Source organism: [Bacillus] caldolyticus (assembly GCF_003595605.1).
GTDB classification, from domain to species: domain Bacteria; phylum Bacillota; class Bacilli; order Bacillales; family Anoxybacillaceae; genus Geobacillus; species Geobacillus thermoleovorans.
The window spans coordinates 3,095,001-3,113,490 of record NZ_CP025074.1; the positions used below are offsets into that span (position 1 = coordinate 3,095,001).

The 18,490-nt window shown below is 52.7% G+C and carries 20 protein-coding genes; 13 read left to right on the forward strand and 7 right to left on the reverse strand.

Translation table 11 applies throughout. The features are described from left to right. Positions 1-10: 10 nt before the first annotated feature. Positions 11-271 (reverse strand): DUF2624 domain-containing protein, encoded by a 261-nt coding sequence (locus CWI35_RS16060; protein ID WP_011231953.1) that lies wholly within the window; start codon positions 269-271, stop codon positions 11-13. A 220-nt stretch (positions 272-491) separates the two neighbouring features. Between CWI35_RS16060 and CWI35_RS16065 the strand changes: the two genes are divergently transcribed. From CWI35_RS16065 to CWI35_RS16085, 5 genes are all read left to right on the forward strand, one after another. Further along, positions 492-1,859, forward strand: a complete 1,368-nt coding sequence (locus CWI35_RS16065; protein ID WP_015374689.1) for an ISLre2-like element ISGsp3 family transposase — start codon at positions 492-494, stop codon at positions 1,857-1,859. Between the two features lie 226 nt (positions 1,860-2,085). Then, a complete protein-coding gene (locus CWI35_RS16070) occupies positions 2,086-2,967 on the forward strand; it encodes a YitT family protein (RefSeq protein WP_011231952.1) in 882 nt (293 codons plus the stop codon). A gap of 82 nt (positions 2,968-3,049) precedes the next feature. Continuing rightward, positions 3,050-3,817, forward strand: coding sequence for a metal ABC transporter ATP-binding protein (locus CWI35_RS16075; protein ID WP_011231951.1), 768 nt, complete (start codon positions 3,050-3,052; stop codon positions 3,815-3,817). 25 nt (positions 3,818-3,842) lie between these two features. Next, the gene (locus CWI35_RS16080) at positions 3,843-4,676 is read left to right on the forward strand and encodes a metal ABC transporter permease (RefSeq protein WP_023634659.1); all 834 of its coding nucleotides are present in this window, start codon (positions 3,843-3,845) and stop codon (positions 4,674-4,676) included. Continuing rightward, positions 4,673-5,092 (forward strand): Fur family transcriptional regulator, encoded by a 420-nt coding sequence (locus CWI35_RS16085; RefSeq protein WP_011231949.1) that lies wholly within the window; start codon positions 4,673-4,675, stop codon positions 5,090-5,092. Before CWI35_RS16080 ends, CWI35_RS16085 begins: the two co-directional genes overlap by 4 nt. Positions 5,093-5,129: 37 nt before the next feature. Here CWI35_RS16085 and CWI35_RS16090 read toward each other — a convergent pair whose 3' ends face one another. Then, positions 5,130-5,696 carry a nucleotidase gene (locus CWI35_RS16090; protein WP_011231948.1) on the reverse strand — a complete coding sequence of 189 codons (567 nt, stop codon included), beginning with the start codon at positions 5,694-5,696 and terminating at the stop codon, positions 5,130-5,132. A 97-nt stretch (positions 5,697-5,793) separates the two neighbouring features. Here CWI35_RS16090 and CWI35_RS16095 point away from each other — a divergent pair, with 97 nt between their 5' ends. Then, the gene (locus CWI35_RS16095; RefSeq protein ID WP_011231947.1) at positions 5,794-6,141 is read left to right on the forward strand and encodes a hypothetical protein; all 348 of its coding nucleotides are present in this window, start codon (positions 5,794-5,796) and stop codon (positions 6,139-6,141) included. Between the two features lie 57 nt (positions 6,142-6,198). On the opposite strand, the gene ispG is transcribed toward CWI35_RS16095, so the two are convergent. Together ispG and CWI35_RS16105 are read right to left on the reverse strand one after the other, a co-directional pair. Next, positions 6,199-7,323: a flavodoxin-dependent (E)-4-hydroxy-3-methylbut-2-enyl-diphosphate synthase gene (gene ispG, locus CWI35_RS16100; protein WP_023634660.1), complete on the reverse strand. Its 1,125-nt coding sequence runs from the start codon at positions 7,321-7,323 to the stop codon at positions 6,199-6,201. 82 nt (positions 7,324-7,405) lie between these two features. After that, a complete protein-coding gene (locus CWI35_RS16105; RefSeq protein WP_011231945.1) occupies positions 7,406-7,720 on the reverse strand; it encodes a LysM peptidoglycan-binding domain-containing protein in 315 nt (104 codons plus the stop codon). A 299-nt stretch (positions 7,721-8,019) separates the two neighbouring features. Between CWI35_RS16105 and CWI35_RS16115 the strand changes: the two genes are divergently transcribed. The 3 genes from CWI35_RS16115 (at position 8,020) to pstA (ending at position 10,788) form a co-directional block, all read left to right on the forward strand. After that, positions 8,020-8,910, forward strand: coding sequence for a phosphate ABC transporter substrate-binding protein PstS family protein (locus tag CWI35_RS16115; protein WP_011231943.1), 891 nt, complete (start codon positions 8,020-8,022; stop codon positions 8,908-8,910). Between the two features lie 65 nt (positions 8,911-8,975). Further along, entirely contained in the window at positions 8,976-9,863 is an 888-nt protein-coding gene (pstC, locus tag CWI35_RS16120) for a phosphate ABC transporter permease subunit PstC (RefSeq protein WP_020278347.1), read from the forward strand. A gap of 1 nt (position 9,864) precedes the next feature. Further along, complete coding sequence (gene pstA, locus CWI35_RS16125) at positions 9,865-10,788, forward strand: phosphate ABC transporter permease PstA (protein ID WP_011231941.1); 924 nt, start codon at positions 9,865-9,867, stop codon at positions 10,786-10,788. A gap of 38 nt (positions 10,789-10,826) precedes the next feature. On the opposite strand, the gene CWI35_RS16130 is transcribed toward pstA, so the two are convergent. After that, positions 10,827-11,600: a DUF1189 domain-containing protein gene (locus CWI35_RS16130; RefSeq protein ID WP_011231940.1), complete on the reverse strand. Its 774-nt coding sequence runs from the start codon at positions 11,598-11,600 to the stop codon at positions 10,827-10,829. A gap of 517 nt (positions 11,601-12,117) precedes the next feature. Here CWI35_RS16130 and sodA point away from each other — a divergent pair. The 4 genes from sodA (at position 12,118) to pstB (ending at position 17,494) form a co-directional block, all read left to right on the forward strand. Beyond that, positions 12,118-12,732 carry a superoxide dismutase SodA gene (sodA, locus tag CWI35_RS16140; RefSeq protein WP_011231937.1) on the forward strand — a complete coding sequence of 205 codons (615 nt, stop codon included), beginning with the start codon at positions 12,118-12,120 and terminating at the stop codon, positions 12,730-12,732. A 142-nt stretch (positions 12,733-12,874) separates the two neighbouring features. Beyond that, complete coding sequence (locus tag CWI35_RS16145; RefSeq protein WP_023634664.1) at positions 12,875-14,167, forward strand: MFS transporter; 1,293 nt, start codon at positions 12,875-12,877, stop codon at positions 14,165-14,167. 72 nt (positions 14,168-14,239) lie between these two features. Next, positions 14,240-16,354, forward strand: a complete 2,115-nt coding sequence (locus tag CWI35_RS16150; protein WP_042381064.1) for a peptidoglycan D,D-transpeptidase FtsI family protein — start codon at positions 14,240-14,242, stop codon at positions 16,352-16,354. 330 nt (positions 16,355-16,684) lie between these two features. Further along, positions 16,685-17,494, forward strand: a complete 810-nt coding sequence (gene pstB / locus CWI35_RS16155; RefSeq protein ID WP_119878022.1) for a phosphate ABC transporter ATP-binding protein PstB — start codon at positions 16,685-16,687, stop codon at positions 17,492-17,494. 145 nt (positions 17,495-17,639) lie between these two features. Here pstB and CWI35_RS16160 read toward each other — a convergent pair whose 3' ends face one another. Then, positions 17,640-18,089 (reverse strand): endolytic transglycosylase MltG, encoded by a 450-nt coding sequence (locus CWI35_RS16160; RefSeq protein ID WP_011231933.1) that lies wholly within the window; start codon positions 18,087-18,089, stop codon positions 17,640-17,642. Continuing rightward, positions 18,086-18,436, reverse strand: a complete 351-nt coding sequence (locus CWI35_RS16165; protein ID WP_012820534.1) for a sigma factor-like helix-turn-helix DNA-binding protein — start codon at positions 18,434-18,436, stop codon at positions 18,086-18,088. Before CWI35_RS16165 ends, CWI35_RS16160 begins: the two co-directional genes overlap by 4 nt. Positions 18,437-18,490 lie beyond the last annotated feature (54 nt).

The window sequence follows — 18,490 nt, forward strand, 5'->3', positions numbered from 1 at the left end:
ATGCGCCCTTTTATTTTTTTTGCACGAATTTCAAAAATAGCTCGTTCGCTTTTCGAGCGATGTCCGGCGAGGTGATTTTCGCTAACTCTCGCACCCATTTTTTCCGCTCCTCGGGGTCAAAGACGTTAATGTCGTTCGTCCGGGCGAGATGAAGAATTTGTTTCGCTTGGCTTGTCGTGATGGGCAAGCCGTACTCTCGGCTGTACGCAACGAGTTCTTCCGGGGTGATCGTTTTTAATTTTTGCTTGACAAGCTGTTGGTAAATGTTCATCGCAGCCGCCTCCTTGCTTCTGTTCCATCGTGTGAGTAAAATATTTGTGGGTGACATTCCGAAATGATCCCCGACGAGGGTTGCGAACTTTTGTTCGCGACGCTCGTCGGGGCCACCAAGCGAAGCGCGGTAGAAAAAAGCAAATGTCATGCAAAAAGGACTCTCTCCCTGCTATGATGGTGATTGTCAACATCAACCGAAAACAGGAGGGAGAGAGTCCATGAAACATCTTACCACAGAATGGCCTTTATTAAAAGAGCTGGAGGAACAATTAGTCAGAACTCTTCAAAAGGTGTTCGCTGTCTTGTTGGCGGCCCTTTTGGAGGAGATTGATCAACAACTGGCGGAAGCGCGGGACAAGCGCCGGTATCAGCTGAAAGACAAACGGCCGACTACGATCCAAACGCTGTTTGGAGAAGTGACGTTTCGACGGAACTACTACTATGACCGGCAAACGGGGAACTATACCTTCTTGCTGGATGCCGAATTAGGCTTTGATGGGGCCCGATCGATCAGTCCTTGCCTCGAGGAAACGGCGGTCGAGTTGGCCGTAGAGTGCTCTTCCTACCGCAAAGCGGCCCGTACGTTGGAGTCGATCGTGGGGTATGCGGTCATGAGCCACGAGGCGATTCGCCAACTGGTGCTGGAGGCCCCTGTCTCGCTGCACCGCCCTGTTTCCCAACGGCACGGCCGGGTGCTGTTTGTGGAGGCGGATGGACTGTTTATTTCCCGCCAGGGGAAAGGGAAACGGGCGAAAGAAGAGAAAATCCTGGCGGTTCACGAGGGATGGAAACGAAACGGTTCGCAGCTCGAGCTCGTGAACCGGCGCCACTACCTCCATGAAGGGGAGGGAGACGTGTGGGAACGGTTCGAAGAGTGGCTGATGAACGAATATGCCTATGATCCGTGCCGGGACCTGTTGATCATCAACGGCGACGCGGCGTCGTGGATCACGGCCTGCCGGGAGTATTTTGGGAAGCGGGCGTGCTTTCAGCTGGATCGATTTCATGTGGCGCGGGAGCTGCGTCAGTGTCTGTCCGGCCATCCGCGTTGGCGGGAGGTGCGGAAGAAGCTGGCGAAACAAGACGAAGAGGGGCTTCTCGTGGAGCTGAACAGCGCGGTCGGCACGTTGGAGGACGAAGCGAAAGAGAAGCAGATGGCTGCCATGATCCGCCGGATCGAGTCGATGCCGGGATGCATCCGGGACTATCGGGAGTGGCTGTCGGAGCAAGGGGTGGAGACGACCGGCATGCGTCCGATGGGCCACGCCGAGAGCGTGATGAGCCGGTTTGCGCATCGGGTGAAATCCCGCCGCAGCTGGAAAGACCAAGGGCTTCGGGCGTTTCTGAGGGCGATGGCGGCCCGAATCGACGGGATTTGGCGGAGAAATGGGCAGTTGGTGGAGGAAGAAGAGACCCGAACGGCGGCCTCGGCCTCAACAAAGTCCAAGCGGATCGAACAGGCCAAACGGAAGGCCGGACGGTTATGGGCAGATGTGGTGCGTCAGAATCTACCGTGTCTGCAGCGGTCATCCGGGACACCGATCCATCAAGCGTTGTCGGCGCTCCGGGATGGTGGTTGGGTGTAAAAAAATGGAATATCGTATCATCGCCTCAAGATGAGGGATGAGAGTCCGAAAGCGCTTACGATATTAATTCCTGAAAATGGTTCGCTAACTAGTGATTGACAACGCCCGTAGTGAACCGAAAAAATGTTCTCCACAAAGTCTTGACTGACTCTGTTCCATCATATGACGTGAATGGAAAAGGCGTGTATGGTATAATAGAAAAAACAAAAAGGGAAAGGGTGGTAGTTTGGCGTCAAAACAGCATAAAAAAGAACCGCTAGGCCATGTGTTGTATCGGGTGTTGATGATCGCCATTGGCGCCTCTTTGGCGGCGTTTGCCATCGAGCGGCTGCTCGTTCCGAACAAAATGATCGACGGCGGCATCATTGGCATATCGCTGATTCTGGACTACTTGACTCCGGACGAATGGCGGCTGTTCAATTTCGCCACGCTCGTCATCCTCTTAAACGCCCCGTTCATGTATTTCGGCTACAAGCAAATCGGAAAAACGTTCATGCTGTCAACGATTTTAGGCGTCGTGATCCTCGGCGTCACCGAACGGCTGTTTCACCATCTTTCCCCGCTGACGACCGAGCCGATTTTAGCCACCGTTTTTGGCGGGTTGTCGCTCGGTCTTGGCGTCGGATTGGTCATCCGTCATGGCGGATCGCTCGATGGGACGGAAATTTTGGGGATTTTGATGACGAAAAGAATCCCGTTTTCGGTCGGCGAGTTTGTCATGTTTGTCAACGTTTTTATTTTTGGCTGGGCGGCGTTTGTGTTTGGCCTCGAGCCAGCCATGTATTCGGTGATGACGTACTACATCGCCTCAAAAACGATCGATGCGGTCATTGAAGGGCTTGACGAGACGCGGGCGGCCTTTATTGTGACCGATCATTATGAGGAAATTTCCGACGCCATTTTGCACCGGCTCGGCCGCGGGACGACGAAATTGCTCGGCAAAGGCGGATATACGGACGAGCAAAAGGAAATCATTTATGCAGTCGTCACGCGCTTGGAAGTGACAAAACTAAAATCGATCGTCAATGAAATCGACCCGGATGCGTTCATCACCATTATGCCGACGCATGAAGTGCGCGGCGCCCGCTTTAAATCAGCGATTCATTGAGGTTTACAAAACGCGGATGGTGGGGTATACTTGCATAGTGAAGCAAATCGGAATGATTCTGAATTAGCAAGGGAGAACCGCCATGGAAAATGGGCTTGTTGTGCAAATTGAGGATGTGTCGTTCCGCTATGAAAACGAGAACGTGCTTGAGCATGTTAGTTTAACGGTGCCGAAAGGGGCATTTTTAGGATTGGTCGGCCCGAACGGCTCGGGAAAATCGACGCTGCTCAAATGTGTGCTCGGCTTGTTAAAACCGAACAGCGGCCGCATTTTTTTGTTCGGCGAGCCGATTGAATCGTTTCGCGAATGGCATCGAATCGGTTTCGTGTCGCAAAAAGCGAACAGCTTCAACCGCAGCTTTCCGGCGACGGTTGAGGAAGTGGCGGCGAGTGGGTTGGCGGCCAAACGCGGCTTATTTCGGCCGCTGACACACGAAGACCGCCGTGCGGTCGAAGCGGCGCTCGCGGCCGTTGGGTTGAGCGGCCTGGCAAAGCGCAATATCGCGGAGCTGTCCGGCGGCCAGCAACAACGGGTATTTATCGCCCGCGCACTGGCGAGCAAGCCGGATTTGCTCATTTTAGACGAGCCGACGGTCGGCGTGGATGCGCGCCATGTGCATGAATTTTACGAACTGCTCGGCGACTTGAACCGCCGCGGCTTAACGCTTATCTTAGTGACGCATGACATCGGGACGATCACGGACCGGGTGACCGATATCGCCTGTTTGAACAAGCGCCTCTATTTCCATGGAAAGGCGGAAGAGTTCGAACATCTTGGCAACGAGGCGATTTCGCAGTTTTATGGCCATCCGCTCCACGTTCTCTCTCACGAGCATGAACGAGCGGAATGAAACGGTGACGGTGGAGGAATGACACGTGTGGGAAGCCATTTGGCAATACGAATTTTTGCGCAATGCGTTTGTTGCCGGCGTTTTGACCGGTTTTACGGCGCCATTGCTCGGCGTTTTTATTGTCGTTCGGCGGCTGTCGCTCATCGCTGATGCATTGAGTCATGTGACGCTTGCGGGCATTGCCGCCGGGCTCTTGCTCAGTTCATCGGCGCCGGCGGCCGCGAGCTGGAACCCGCTTTACATCGGAATGGGGTTTTCCGTCGTCGGGTCGCTGTTTATCGAAAAGCTGCGCGCTGTGTATCGGCATTATGAAGAGCTTGCGATTCCAATCGTGTTGTCGTCCGGTCTTGGCTTGAGCGTCATTTTCATTTCGATGGCCAACGGGTTTACGACCGATTTGTTTTCGTATTTATTCGGCAGCGTCAGCGCCGTCAGCCGTGCTGACGTTTGGACAGCGTTTGCTGTCGCCGCAGCTGCCGCGATAGTGATTTTGACGTTTTACAAAGAGCTGTTTCTTCTTTCCTTTGACGAGGAATACGCCCGTGTCTCCGGCGTTCGCACCACATTGATCCATTTTTTGTTTATTGTGCTTGTTGCGCTCGTCATTGCTGCATCGATGCGCATCGTCGGCGTGCTCCTCATCTCGTCGCTCATGACGCTGCCGGTGGCGGCGAGCATCCGCATCGCCAAAAGTTTTAAACAGATGATCGGGCTTTCGATTTTGTTCGGGGAGCTGGCCGTCATCGCCGGGCTTTGGGCGGCGTATGAGCTAGACTGGGCGCCGGGTGGAACGATCGTCATCGCAGCGGTTGTCATTTTGCTTTTCGCACTCAGATGGAAAAGGGGGCGGCAGCGATGAATATCGACGAAGCGTTGCAGTTGATGAAAGAGAAAGGATTTAAATATACGGAAAAACGGAGACAAATGCTTGAGTTGTTTGCCGAAAGCGACAAATACTTGACGGCCAAAGACGTGCTTGAAGCGCTCCGTCCCGTCTATCCGGGCTTGAGCGTTGATACCGTGTACCGCAATTTGTCGCTCTTTGCGCTGCTTGGCATTTTGGAAATGACCGAGCTTTCCGGGGAGAAACATTTCCGTTTTGCCTGCGGCGCCCGCCGCCACCACCATCATTTCATTTGCATCCAGTGCGGAAAAACGAAGAAGATTGACGCTTGTCCGATGGATGGGCTTGCGGCGCAGCTCGATGGGTATGAGATCACGGACCATAAGTTTGAAATTTACGGCACATGTCCGCAATGTCAACAGAGGGGCTGATCCCAAAACGCATTCGCGTTTTGGATCAGCCCCTTGTTTATGGCCGGAGGCGCTGTTCGATTTCTCGCTTTGCTTCAAGCCAGTTATTGACGCGGATGACGTTTTCGGGGAGCGGGCCTTGGTTGTACGGAGTGTCAAACAAAATGACGGGAATGCCGCATGTTTCGGCGATTTCGCAGGCATTATCGTACTTGTCTTCAAAGAAGGCCGACAGCTTATATTGGCGGACGGCGGCGATTTTGTCGTGCGACCCAATCAGATCAATATGGTGGTAATGGACGCCGTGCCGCCGGAACCAGCGCTCGGTGAGATCGTACAAATGGCGGCCACGGGCGCTGATGTAATACAGCTCGTATTTGTCTTTCCAGCTGTCAATCACCTCAAGCGCATAGCGGGCAAGCGGAGCCCTCTCATAAATATCCGCTTCGTTTTCCTCAAGCCAGCGGTCCATTTCTTCCTCCGCCACGCCGTATAACGGCGCCAAATTGTATTGCGTAATGTCGTTTAATGCGAGCTCTTTGCCGAATGCTTCGTTTAAATACGGAATGAACGTGCTCGGACATGTCACCGTGCCGTCAATGTCGATGCCAAGCCGTTTTTTCACCGCTTCATCCTCCTGTTAGAAAATATTCACACTGATAAAATAACGCCGGTTTCTCATACTAATAATGCTTCTTACTTTAGGAAAGCGAGGGAAGCATATGGCAGACGACCGCGAGCGCACGTATAACGGAAGTTACGTGCAATCGATCGGAAAAGAGGAACCAGAACGCAATTTTATGGAAGAAACAGCGGCGGAAGTCGCTGAACCGATTCGCCGCGGCGACGAACGGGACGAAGAACGCGCGGACGGCGCCGGGCTCGGCTGGCTCGCTTTGGCCCTGTCCATCATCGCCTTGTTTATTTGGCCGATTTTGTTAGGGGCGGCCGGCATTATTGTCGGGTTTATCGCGCGCCGGCGCGGCGCAGAGACGCTCGGTGCGTGGGCCATCGGCATCGGCGTCATCGCTATTCTCGTCCGCCTGTTTATTATGCCGTTTTATACGTAAAAAGCGAGGGTGTCCCCAAGCGGGGACGCCCTTTCTCGTTGTGCAGGAACCTTCCGCTCATTGGGCGGCGTTGCCTTTCAGAGCGGCTTTGTTTTCCTTTTGCTTTGCAAAGTATTCTTCCGCCAGCTTGTCGATTTCTTTTTTCAGCTCTTCCACCATTTGCTCTTCGGGTACTTTTCGGACGATTTTGCCGTGGCGGAACAACAAGCCTTCGCCACGGGCGCCGGCAATGCCGATGTCGGCTTCCCGTGCTTCCCCTGGTCCATTGACGGCGCATCCGAGCACAGCGACTTTGATCGGCGCTTGAATTTTGGCGATATAGTCTTCGATTTCGTTGGCGATGCGAATCAAATCGATCTCAATCCGCCCGCACGTCGGGCAGGAAATGAGCGTCGCCGCATTGGAAGCGAGTCCGAACGTTTTTAAAATTTCGCGCGCCACTTTTACCTCTTCAACCGGGTCGGCGCTTAACGAAACGCGGATCGTATTGCCGATGCCTTTGCTTAAAATGGCGCCGAGTCCAACCGCGCTTTTGATCGTGCCGGAAAAAAGCGTTCCCGCTTCGGTGATGCCGACATGGAGCGGGTAGTCGAACGTGCGCGCCGCTTTTTCGTACGCTTCAATGGCGAGGCGTACGTCGGACGCCTTTAACGAAACGATAATATCGTGAAAATCAAGTTCTTCTAAAATGCGGATATGATATAAGGCGCTCTCAACCATGCCGTCGGCTGTTGGATATCCATATTTTTCCAAAATGCGTTTTTCCAGCGATCCGGCGTTGACGCCGATGCGAATCGGTACGCCGCGCTCTTTCGCCGCTTTCACGACCGCTTCGACTTTTTCGCGGCGCCCGATGTTGCCTGGATTGATGCGGATTTTATCGACGCCGCCTTCGATCGCTTTCAGCGCCAATTTATAGTCAAAGTGGATGTCGGCGACAAGCGGGATGTTGATTCGCTTTTTGATTTCCGGTATGGCCTCAGCCGCCCGCTCGTCCGGGCAGGCGACGCGGACGATTTGGCACCCCGCTTCCTCGAGGCGGTGGATTTGCGCCACCGTCGCTTCGACATCGTGCGTTTTTGTCGTCGTCATGCTTTGAATGATGACTTCGTTGCTGCCGCCGATTGTCAGCGGACCGACGCGGACCGGCCGAGTCTTTGAACGATGGATGATTTCACCCACGGGAATTCGCTCCTTTAACATTCAAGTCGCTTTCTGCATTATTGTAACAGTGCCATCCGCCGTTTGACAAGCGATTCGCCGGTTAGCGATAGATCGGCACTTTATAAGTTTTCCCGATTTTTAATGTTTGCGCATGTTCGCCTGGATTTAACCGTTCAAAATCACGGATCAGCTGCTCGAGCGGAACGGGCAATGGACCGTTGAGTTCTTTCTCGATGATGGACAACAACGTATCGCCAGGGCGAATGGTCACCGTCCGGTACGGGATGGCCGCCTGTTTCGACTGGACAACGGCTGCCGCTGTTTCAGATGAAGGGTGAAGCGTTCCGATGACAAGGTCGCGGTAAACGATATAACTGGAAAGAAAGAGAAGCAGGAGAAAAATGAATTTTTTCATGACGCTTCCTCCGCATGCGTATATCTATTTCATATGTATGCTTGTCCAGCGAAAATATGTCTTCCTTAGCAAGGTCGTTGAGTTCATGAGGAAAACACTTCAACAAAAGAATGTCTCCAATTTGAAAAACGGCATCACCGTTCTTCTTTGCCTTCAAGGCTCGCTTGACGGCTTTTTGAAAATATTCCTGTTTTTTGTCTTTACAGAAACTTAACAACTGCTTTATAAGGGCCTAACAATGTCTCGCTACAATGGTCTTGTACGTTGAAAGTACGAAAACAAAACGGGGGGATTTCTGAATGTGGAGCAAACGAGTCAAATTGGGATTGGCCGCCTTGTTGATGACCGGCGTTTTGGCCGGCTGCGGGCAGACTGAAAAGAACAACGCGGGCGGCAATGAAGGAACGGCAAAGAAAGAAGAAACCTACTCCGGCACCATTGCACTAGCGGGATCTACAGCGCTTCAGCCGCTGGCAGAGGAAGCGGCAAACGCGTTTATGGAAAAGTATCCGGACGTATCGATCACCGTTCAAGGCGGCGGCAGCGGTACGGGCGTCAACCAAGTGGCAGCCGGCGCCGTGCAAATCGGCAACTCGGATGTGCCGGCGGCGGAGAAGCTGGACGACAAATCGAAAGCGTCAGAGCTTGTTGACCATAAAGTGGCCGGCATCGCCTTTGCGATTGTGGTCAACGACGATGTGAAGGTCGATAATTTAACGACGAAGCAAATTCAAGATATTTTCAGCGGAAAGATTAAAAACTGGAAAGAAGTCGGCGGACCAGATGAAGCCATTCACGTGATCAACCGTCCGGCGTCATCGGGTACGCGGGCGACATTTGAGAAAACGATCATGAAAGGCGTAAAAATCGATGATTCCATCGGTACGGTGCAAGATTCGAACGGAGCGGTCGAACAGGCGATCAGCTCGACGCCGGGCGCTGTCAGCTATGTAGCCATGTCGTATTTAATTGGGGAAAAGAAAAACTTGAAAACGGTCAAAATTGACGGCGCGGAACCGACGGTGGAAAACATCCGCACGGAAAAGTACCCGTTTTGGTCGTATGAATACATGATTACCAAAGGGGAAGCGAAGGAAGAAGTGCGAGCGTTTATCGACTTTGTCAAGAGCGAAGAATTTGCGCCGACCGTTAAAAAGATGGGGTATATCCCGATGACGGAATTGGAGTAGAGAAGGGCGGAAGGCCGGCTCGTTAGGCCGGCCTTTGACAATGGAGGGATGAAGCCATGCAACAAATGCATACGAAACGGCGGAATCGCTGGCTTGAAGAGTACATCGGCCGCACGTTTGCGGTCATCTGCGGCTGGCTGATCGTTCTGATTACGGTGACGATGATCATCTTTTTGGCGGTAAAGGGAATTCAGTCCTTTACGGACAGCGGTCTTTCGCTTTCCGACATGTTGCTTTCGATGCAATGGGATCCAAACGGCACGCCGCCGAAGTATGGGGCGCTCATTTTTATTGTTGGCTCGATGCTCGTCTCGCTTGGCGCTTTGTTGATCAGTGCGCCGATCGCGTTGGCGTTGGCGATTTTCATGAACTTTATCGCTCCCAAATGGTTCGTTTCGTTGCTCAAGCCGGTGCTGGAGCTGCTTGTCGGCATTCCGTCGGTGGTGTATGGCTGGCTTGGGGTGACGATTCTCGTTCCGCTCTTGCGCGAATGGTTCGGAGGCTCCGGCTTTAGTCTGTTGGCGGGGATCATCGTCCTTAGTATGATGATTTTGCCGACCATCACCAGCATTGCGGCCGACGCCTTGGCCAATGTCCCGATGACGTATATGGAAGCATCATACGGGCTTGGCTCTACGCGTTGGCAGGCGATTTCCCGCGTCATCGTTCCGGCGGCGAAAGCCGGGATTGCCACCGGCGTCGTTCTCGGCTTGGCGCGGGCGTTTGGCGAGGCGCTTGCTGTGCAGATGGTGATCGGCAATACGATTAAGCTGCCTTCAGGCCTTGACAGCCCGACGGCGACGTTAACAAGTGTATTGACGATGGATATGGCAAATACGATCAACGGAACACCATGGAACAACGCGTTATGGACATTGGCGCTCATTTTGCTCTTGATCTCGTTTTTCTTCATTGCCGTGATCCGTTTGGTCGGCCCGAGAAAGGAGCGATAAGATGACAGCGCGAATGATCGATAAAGTTTGGACAGGCATTTTCTATGCGGTGGCTGCTGCAGTCATCGGGTTGCTCATGTTCTTTTTTGCCGTTGTGTTGTCGAAAGGAGCGGGGTTTTGGCAACCTGAGTTTCTGTTCGGACGGCCGAGCAATACGCAAGCGGGCGGCGGCATTGGTCCGCAGCTCATCAATTCATTTTATATGTTGGTTGTGACATTGCTTTTGTCGGTTCCGCTTTCGTTGGGAGCTGGAATTTATTTGGCCGAATACGCCAAACAAGGGCGGATCGTCGGGTTCATTCGCCTTTGCTTGGAAACGATGGCATCATTGCCGTCGATTGTCGTCGGGTTGTTTGGATTGTTGGCGTTTGTCACCTTGACGGGTTGGGGCTATACGCTGCTCGGCGGAGCGTTAGCCGTCACGATCATCAATTTGCCTGGATTGACGCGCATTTGCGAAACGGCGATTTTGGATGTTCCAGCCAACATTAAAGAGGGGAGTCTTGCCCTTGGAGCGACGCGCTGGCAGACGTTGGTCAAAGCGGTGCTTCCGGCCGCCATCCCGCAAATTGTCACCGGCGTCATTTTATCGGCTGGGCGCATTTTCGGCGAAGCGGCTGTTTTCATTTATACCGCTGGGCTGACGACTCCGATGCTTCGTTGGGATGCGGATTGGGGCAGCCAGGCCAACCCGCTGAACGTGTTCCGGCCGGCCGAAACGCTGACGGTGCATATTTGGAAATTGAATTCGGAAGGCATTGTCCCAGACGCGAAGCTGATCGCGGCCAAATCGGCGGCTGTGTTGATGGTGGCCGTTCTTTTATTCAATTTGGCTGCACGGCTCGCTTCTTCCTTGCTTGCGCGGCATTTCTCCGGGGGGCGGCGCGCGCGTCGAGGACGAGGAGAAAGAAGCAAAGCAGCGTAAGCACAAAAAAAGCTGTCCTGCATCGACAGGCAGCTTTTTTATATTTCCCGTTTGGCTGATGGCACTTCCTTGACTGCCAAAAAGAGAACGACAAGCGAAACGAACCAATGGATCAACGCGCCGTAGGGCACGACCGCTTGCACCGTTTCCATCACGGTGAAAAAGACGGTCGACAGCGTAATGGCGTAAGCCGACATCACCCATGTATGGCGGTAGCGCAGCGTTTTGTCGAGCACGCCGGCAAGAATCAGGCCGAAAAAGGCAAAGATGCACACGCTGATGAATTTCCCGGCGCAGGCGAGCACGTATAAAACGAGCCCAAAAAGCGGGATGAGGACAGGGAGAAGCGACTGAAGACCGGCGATGAACGCGCGAACGTCTTCGTTGGTAATGGTCACATCCGGAAACGTGGCATAGCTGTAATGCTGCGCCTGATGGCCGGCGACGAGCACGGCTTCATGCTTCAAGAGCGCGATGGCGTTCGGAAACTGCTCGACGTTCTCACTCGTCACTTTGCCGGTGCTGTCAAAAATGATCGTAAATCCGCCTTGATCAATATGAATCGGCGTGGCCGCCTCCGAGTGAAGTTCGCCGTTTTCAATCGAAAACGGCGGCAACTCGTTATTCAATAAGGCGCTCGTTGTGCGGATGCCTTCAGTGAGCGACGAGGAGACATAGTAAAACGTCGGAAGAATGGACAGCAAAGTCAGCAAAAACAAATAACCGATCGTTTTCCCAATTCCCTGAAATCGAAAGCGGGCGATGTCTTTCGGAGAATATAAGCTTTTCCACAGCTGGACGAATACGTTCATCGCAGACACACCTTTCTTTGTCTCCTTTTCCATTGTAGCCGGGAAAGAGGAAGAATTCAACTTGAGACAAAGAAAAAGCGGGCATCTTCCCGCTTTAGTCAGAAGGCAAATGAAAGGTTTCAAGCAAGGCGCGCCATTGCAACTTGATAGCTGCAACTGTTGTTGGATCGACTGAATCGCTGAATGGCGCCCTTGAATATAGCTGATTGAGGTGATGACAAGGGCCGACAACGTCGTTGTGAGCACCATGGCCATCATGACAATTGTCTCAAGTCGAAAGGCGTTCCATAAAGAACGTGATCGCTTTGTTTCCATTTTCGCTGAGTTCCCCCTTAACTGGAAGCTACCTTATACTATAGCTTGTCATTATGAAGAAACGGTCAACGGTGTGTTGAAAATATGTAAACAAAAAGCGAGGACAAGCAAATCGATTGAAACATTGTGCCAACTTTGGTAAGCTAATCTCAAGCGAACGCTTTGGCGTTCGTGTACATAAATCAAAAAGGAGGAGATCGGTATGCCATTTGAATTGCCAGCATTGCCGTATCCGTATGATGCGCTTGAGCCGCACATCGACAAAGAAACGATGAACATTCACCACACGAAGCACCATAACACATACGTTACAAATTTGAATGCGGCGCTTGAAGGGCATCCGGATTTGCAAAACAAATCGCTCGAAGAATTGCTCAGCAATTTGGAAGCCCTTCCGGAAAGCATTCGCACGGCGGTGCGCAACAACGGCGGCGGTCATGCAAACCACTCGCTTTTCTGGACGATTTTGTCGCCAAATGGCGGCGGTGAGCCGACGGGTGAGCTGGCTGAGGCGATCAACAAAAAATTCGGCAGCTTCACCGCGTTTAAAGACGAGTTTTCGAAAGCAGCGGCCGGCCGTTTCGGTTCTGGCTGGGCATGGCTTGTCGTGAACAACGGCGAGCTGGAAATTACGAGCACGCCGAACCAAGACTCGCCGATCATGGAAGGCAAAACGCCGATTCTCGGCTTGGACGTTTGGGAGCATGCGTACTACTTGAAATACCAAAACCGCCGTCCGGAATACATTGCCGCATTCTGGAACATTGTCAACTGGGACGAAGTGGCGAAACGGTACAGCGAAGCGAAAGCGAAGTAATCAACAAAGCGGGGCGAAACAAAACGCCCCGCTTTTTTTAGCGACGGAGGGTGCAGGCAAAGGAAGCGGTTTTCTTCGCGCCGGGTGCATAGAGGCTGCGGAAATGGCCACACTACCGGATAGATGAAAAGGGGAGTTTGCAATGGCATTTTTCCAAAAACTAACCGGCCAAGAACAAGTGAACCGCGACCTGTTGCTTTTGCTTTGCATCGGCGGGTTTTACACGCTCGGTGTTTCCCTCTCAAACACGTTTGTCAACATTTATTTATGGAAACAGACCGGCGATTTCCGCGACTTGGCGCTATACAATTTGGCGGTCGTCACGATGCAGCCGCTGACGTTTATTTTCGCCGGACGGCTGGCGAAACAAATTGACCGCATCCTCGTTTTGCGGCTTGGCGTGTCGTGTTTAGCCGTTTTTTTTGTCACCGTTTTATTGGTCGGCTCTCGCGCTCATCAATATTTGCTTTTTCTCGGCGCGCTGCTCGGCGTCGGCTATGGTTTTTATTGGTTGGCGTTTAACGTGTTGACATTTGAAATTACCGAACCGGAGACGCGCGACTTTTTTAACGGTTTTTTCGGGGTGTTGACCTCATCAGCCGGCATGATCGGGCCGATTGCCGCCGGTTATATCATCTCATCGCTTCATGGAGCGAAAGGGTATACGTTCGTTTTCTCGCTGTCGCTCGGCTTGTTTCTTGTCGCTGTGCTGCTCAGCTTTTTCTTGAAGCGCCGCGCGGCCGCGGGGAAATATTTGTTCGTCCGCATTTTAAAGGAGCGGAATGAAAACCGGAACTGGCGGCTCATTACGAATGCCCACTTTTTTCAAGGATTGCGCGAAGGCACGTTTGTGTTTATCATTTCCGTGCTTGTGTATGTCACTTCTGGAAGTGAATGGGCGCTCGGCAAATTCGGGCTTGTCAACTCGTTTACATCGTTTGTCGCCTATTATGCTGTCTCCCGGCTGATCAAGCGTGAATATCGGATGAAAGCGATTTTGCTGGGAGGAGCGTTGCTATACGGAGCGATTTTTTTGATCGTCTTCCATCCAACCTATCCGCGCCTCATTCTTTATGCCATCACGATCGCCATTGCGTATCCATTGCTGCTTGTTCCGTATTCCTCCTTGACGTTTGACGTCATCGGAAAGAGCTGGAAATCGGCCGAGGCGCGCGTCGAATACATTGTTGTCCGGGAATTGTTTTTAAACGCCGGACGGGTGGCATCGATTTTAGCCTTTTTGACGGCTATGGCGCTCTTTGGTGAAGAGGCTGGCATTCGGGTGCTTATGTTTGTGTGCGGGGCCGGGCATTTGGTGATTTATTGGTTTGTCCGCCGCATTCGCTTCACCGATGGCCGTCCGGAGCGCGATCAGCGCGAGAGGCTTTTGCTTCGGCCGAAGCTGGCCGGCGAACGAGGCCGTTCGCCGGTGTGAGGGGCCAAGTTTTTCCCTAGCCATGACCGACTTTTTCTTTTACAATAGGGGGAGGAGAAGGAGGACCGGGGGATGAAACGGAAAAAGCGAGCACAAGTGCCGATTCGGTTAAACATTTTGTTTTTCTTTGTTTTTTTGTTGTTTTCAGCACTGATTTTACGCCTTGGCGTCGTACAAATCGTCTACGGTGAAGATTATCGGCGCGAAGTGGAGCGAACGCAGGATGAAATCGTCAGCACGCCGGTGCCGCGCGGCAAAATTTACGATCGATTCGGCCGCGTGATCGTCGACAACACACCGCAAAAGGCGATTACGTACACGCGCTCCAAAACGACACAGCCGGAAGAAATATTGGACATAGCAAGGAAACTTGCCCAATACATCGACATTCCCGATGCTGAGAAAAAAGTAACTGAGCGCGATATGAAAGATTATTGGATTTTAACGCATCCGAAAGAAGCGAAACGGAAGGTGAGCGAACAAGAACGGAAAAAGCTCGCTGATCAAGGATTGACGCAAAAAGAGATCGACAAAAAAGTGTACGAGTGGACGCTCGATCGCATCACCAAGCAAGATTTGGCGCAAATTTCGAAAGCAGAGCTTGAAGTGATCGCCATTAAACATGAGATGGAGAGCGGCTACGCCTTGACGCCACAGACGGTCAAAAGCAAAGGAGTGACCGACCGCGAATATGCGGTCGTCAGCGAGCATTTGAGCGAGCTGCCCGGCGTCAATACGACGGTGGATTGGGACCGGAAATACGTCTATGACAACACATTCCGCTCTGTGCTCGGCAGTGTGACTGAAGAAGACGAAGGCGTCCCGCGCGAACGGCTCGATTACTTTTTAGCCCGCGACTACAGCCGCAATGACCGCGTCGGCAAAAGCTATTTGGAGATGCAGTATGAAGAAGTGCTGCACGGCAAAAAGGCAAAAGTGAAAAACGTTGTTGACAAATCGGGCAATGTCATCTCGGTTGAGCAAGTGTATCCAGGCGAGCGCGGCAAAGACCTCGTGTTAACCATTGATGCCGAGCTCCAGCAAAAGGTTGAGCAAATCATTCAACAAGAGATTCTGGCGACGAAGCGCAAAGGCCGATCGCCGCTCTTGGACCGGGCGTTTGTCGTCATGATGAACCCGAAGACGGGCGAAGTGTTGGCGATGGCCGGCAAGCTTCTTCAAGACGGCAAATTTGTCGACTTTGCCATCGGCAACATCACGTCCGCCTATGCGATGGGATCGGCGGTGAAAGGGGCGACCGTTCTCACCGGCTTTCAAACCGGGGTGCTTCATCCGAATACGTATATAAAGGACGAGCCGCTGTATATTAAAGGAACCCCGGTGAAAAAATCATGGAAGACGATGGGGACGATCAACGAACTGACAGCGCTCAAGCAGTCGTCGAACGTCTATATGTTCAAAACAGCGATCGCCATCGGGGGCGGTGTGTACCGTCCGCATGCGCCGCTTCGCATCAATCCAGAGGCATTTGCGACGATTCGCCACTATTTCAGCCAATTTGGCCTTGGCGTGAAAACGGGCATCGATTTGCCGAACGAACTTAGCGGCTTCCAAGGACAAAGCACGCGCGGCGGATTTTTGCTCGACTTAGCCATCGGCCAGTACGATATGTATACGCCGATGCAGCTGGCGCAATACGTCTCGACGATCGCCAACGGCGGCTATCGGATGAAGCCGCAGCTTGTCAAAGAAATTCGTGAGCCGTCGGCTGACGGAAAAAAACTTGGCCGGATCATGAAACGGTTCGAACCGGTTGTGCTAAACCGGATTGATATGAAGACGGAATACATCAAGCGGGTGCAAGAAGGATTCCGCCGTGTGATGCAAGAGCCGGGCGGAACGGCGTATTCGTACTTTGCGAGTGCTTCGTACAAGCCGGCCGGCAAAACGGGGACGGCAGAGGCGTTTTACGATGGACCGATCCAAAGCCGACGGAATGATCCAACGTACAACTTGACGCTTGTTGGCTATGCGCCGTACAACGATCCAGAAGTGTCGTTCGCCGTTGTCGTCCCGTGGGCGACGCAAGGGGAGAGCGACGGGATTAATGACCGGATCGGCCGCCGCATTTTGGACGCCTATTTTGAATTGAAAGCGAAGCGGGCGGCCGGAGGCGGGAGCAGCTTCGATGCGCAAGGCGGTGCGGAGGCCGCCGATGCGCGCTGACATGAAAGGCGCCTAGCCAGGCGCCTCTTTTTTTGCGCTTGTAAAAAAATGGCTCTTCACTAAAAGTTGTACTTGATTTTTTCTGAACATACCCTATTTACGCTTGTGAGGGAAAATCAGCACTTTTTGCATATCTTTGTGCAGGAAACCGTATTGCTTGTCAAGTACATGTTGTGGTGAAGAGCCAAAAAATGATGTTCGTTTACAAAAACTTTACATACCGTCCACACAGCGTTAACGATCGTTTTGTATGCTTATGATAGGAAAAACTCGATCTTCCGCTGCCAGTGAGGGCGGAAGGAAATGAAAGGAGTCACGCCGATGAGTACGATGGCGGTGGTGGAGCGCCGAAAAGAGGACATTCCTTCGGCCCAGTTGGTGAAAAAAGAGGTTGTTTACGAAACGAATGGACTGAACGTATGGTATGGCGAGCATCATGCGTTAAAACATATTCACCTGTCTTTTTATGAACGCGAGATTACAGCGATTATCGGCCCGTCAGGATGCGGCAAGTCAACCTATATCAAAACGCTCAATCGAATGATCGAGCTCATTCCAAACGTCCGGCTCGAAGGGGAGATTTTGTATCGCGGCCGCCGCATTTTTGACACGTCATACCCTGTTGAACAGCTGCGGACGCAAGTGGGCATGGTGTTTCAAAAGCCCAACCCGTTTCCAAAGTCGATTTATGACAACGTCGCCTATGGGCCGCGCATTCATGGGATCCGCGACCGGCGGCGGCTCGATGAGATCGTCGAAAAAAGCTTGCGCCAAGCGGCGCTCTGGGAGGAAGTCAAAGATCGGCTTCATGAAAATGCCCTCGGTTTATCGGGCGGCCAACAGCAGCGGCTGTGCATCGCCCGCTGTTTGGCCGTCGAGCCGGATGTCATTTTAATGGATGAACCGACATCAGCGCTCGATCCCATTTCGACAGCGAAGGTCGAGGAGTTGATGGGCGAGCTGAAAACAAAATACAGCATCATCATTGTCACGCATAATATGCAGCAGGCGGCTCGCATTTCCGATCGGACAGCGTTTTTCTTAAACGGAGAAGTGATTGAGTACGGAGAGACAAAAACGTTGTTTTCTCGTCCAGCTGATCAGCGGACGGCGGATTATATCGCCGGGCGGTTCGGATGATAAAAGCGGCCGGAGGGCGTCAGGCATGACGGACAAAAAGTTCGTTTCAAAAAAGATGTGTTTCTTTCAAAAAAACGCTGTTTGATGCGCAGACACAGCCTTAAGAAAAGGTGTCCCGGTCCTTTGGGAGGGACACCTTCTTTCGTTATGGTTCGGCAATCAAACGGCCGATCGCTGCGTAGTCCATATCGCTCCGCACGTTGTAGACGCCGGGGCGGATGGAGCGCGTCAGCCCATGTTGTTCCAAGTAGTCGTTGAAGGCGCGGGCGCTTTGAATGATGCCAGCCTCTTCAAGTTCGCGGGCAAAGGTCTCTGGCGTATCTCCTTTTTGAATAACGAGTCGATAGACGTAAACGGTTTGCCCTGATGGTTCGGACATCTGCTTGGACGCCGCTTTCGGAGCGGCGTTCGGCTGAGCGCTGCGGAGCCTGTCGTATTCCTCTTTCGCCACGGCGACAAGCCCATGCTGTTTGAGGAACGTCTTGATTTCCGCTTCCGTCGGTGCAGCCGGGGGTGAAGCGTAATACGAGGCGCCGATCAGTGCTGTCGATACAAGCAACCCGAGGGAAAACGAACGCATGGATCGCTTGTTCATCGGCGCAACCTCCTTACCGCCCGCTCGACTTCCGCAACGGTCAGCCCCGTCTCACGGGCGATGTCTTCGAGCGGGAATCCTTGTTTATGCAAAAACAAGATGCGCCGATCGGCCGGCGACAATGATCCGCCAAGCCGCGGCGAAGCGGACCGTTGCCGCTCCGGAATGAGGAGCTCCTCCTCGATGACTTGCAGCCGCTTTTTGATCTGGTACGTTTCTTGCGCCAGGGAAACGGTCAAATGATCGATTTGTTCTTCGAGCGGTTTCAGTTCATCTTTCGCAAAAAAGGAAAGAACAAGGAGAATAATGGCTAGAGCTGCCAAAGCGATGATTGCGTATTCCACCACATGCATCCCTCCCCTTTTCACTATACCATACCATTCTCTGCTTGTGGCGCTCTT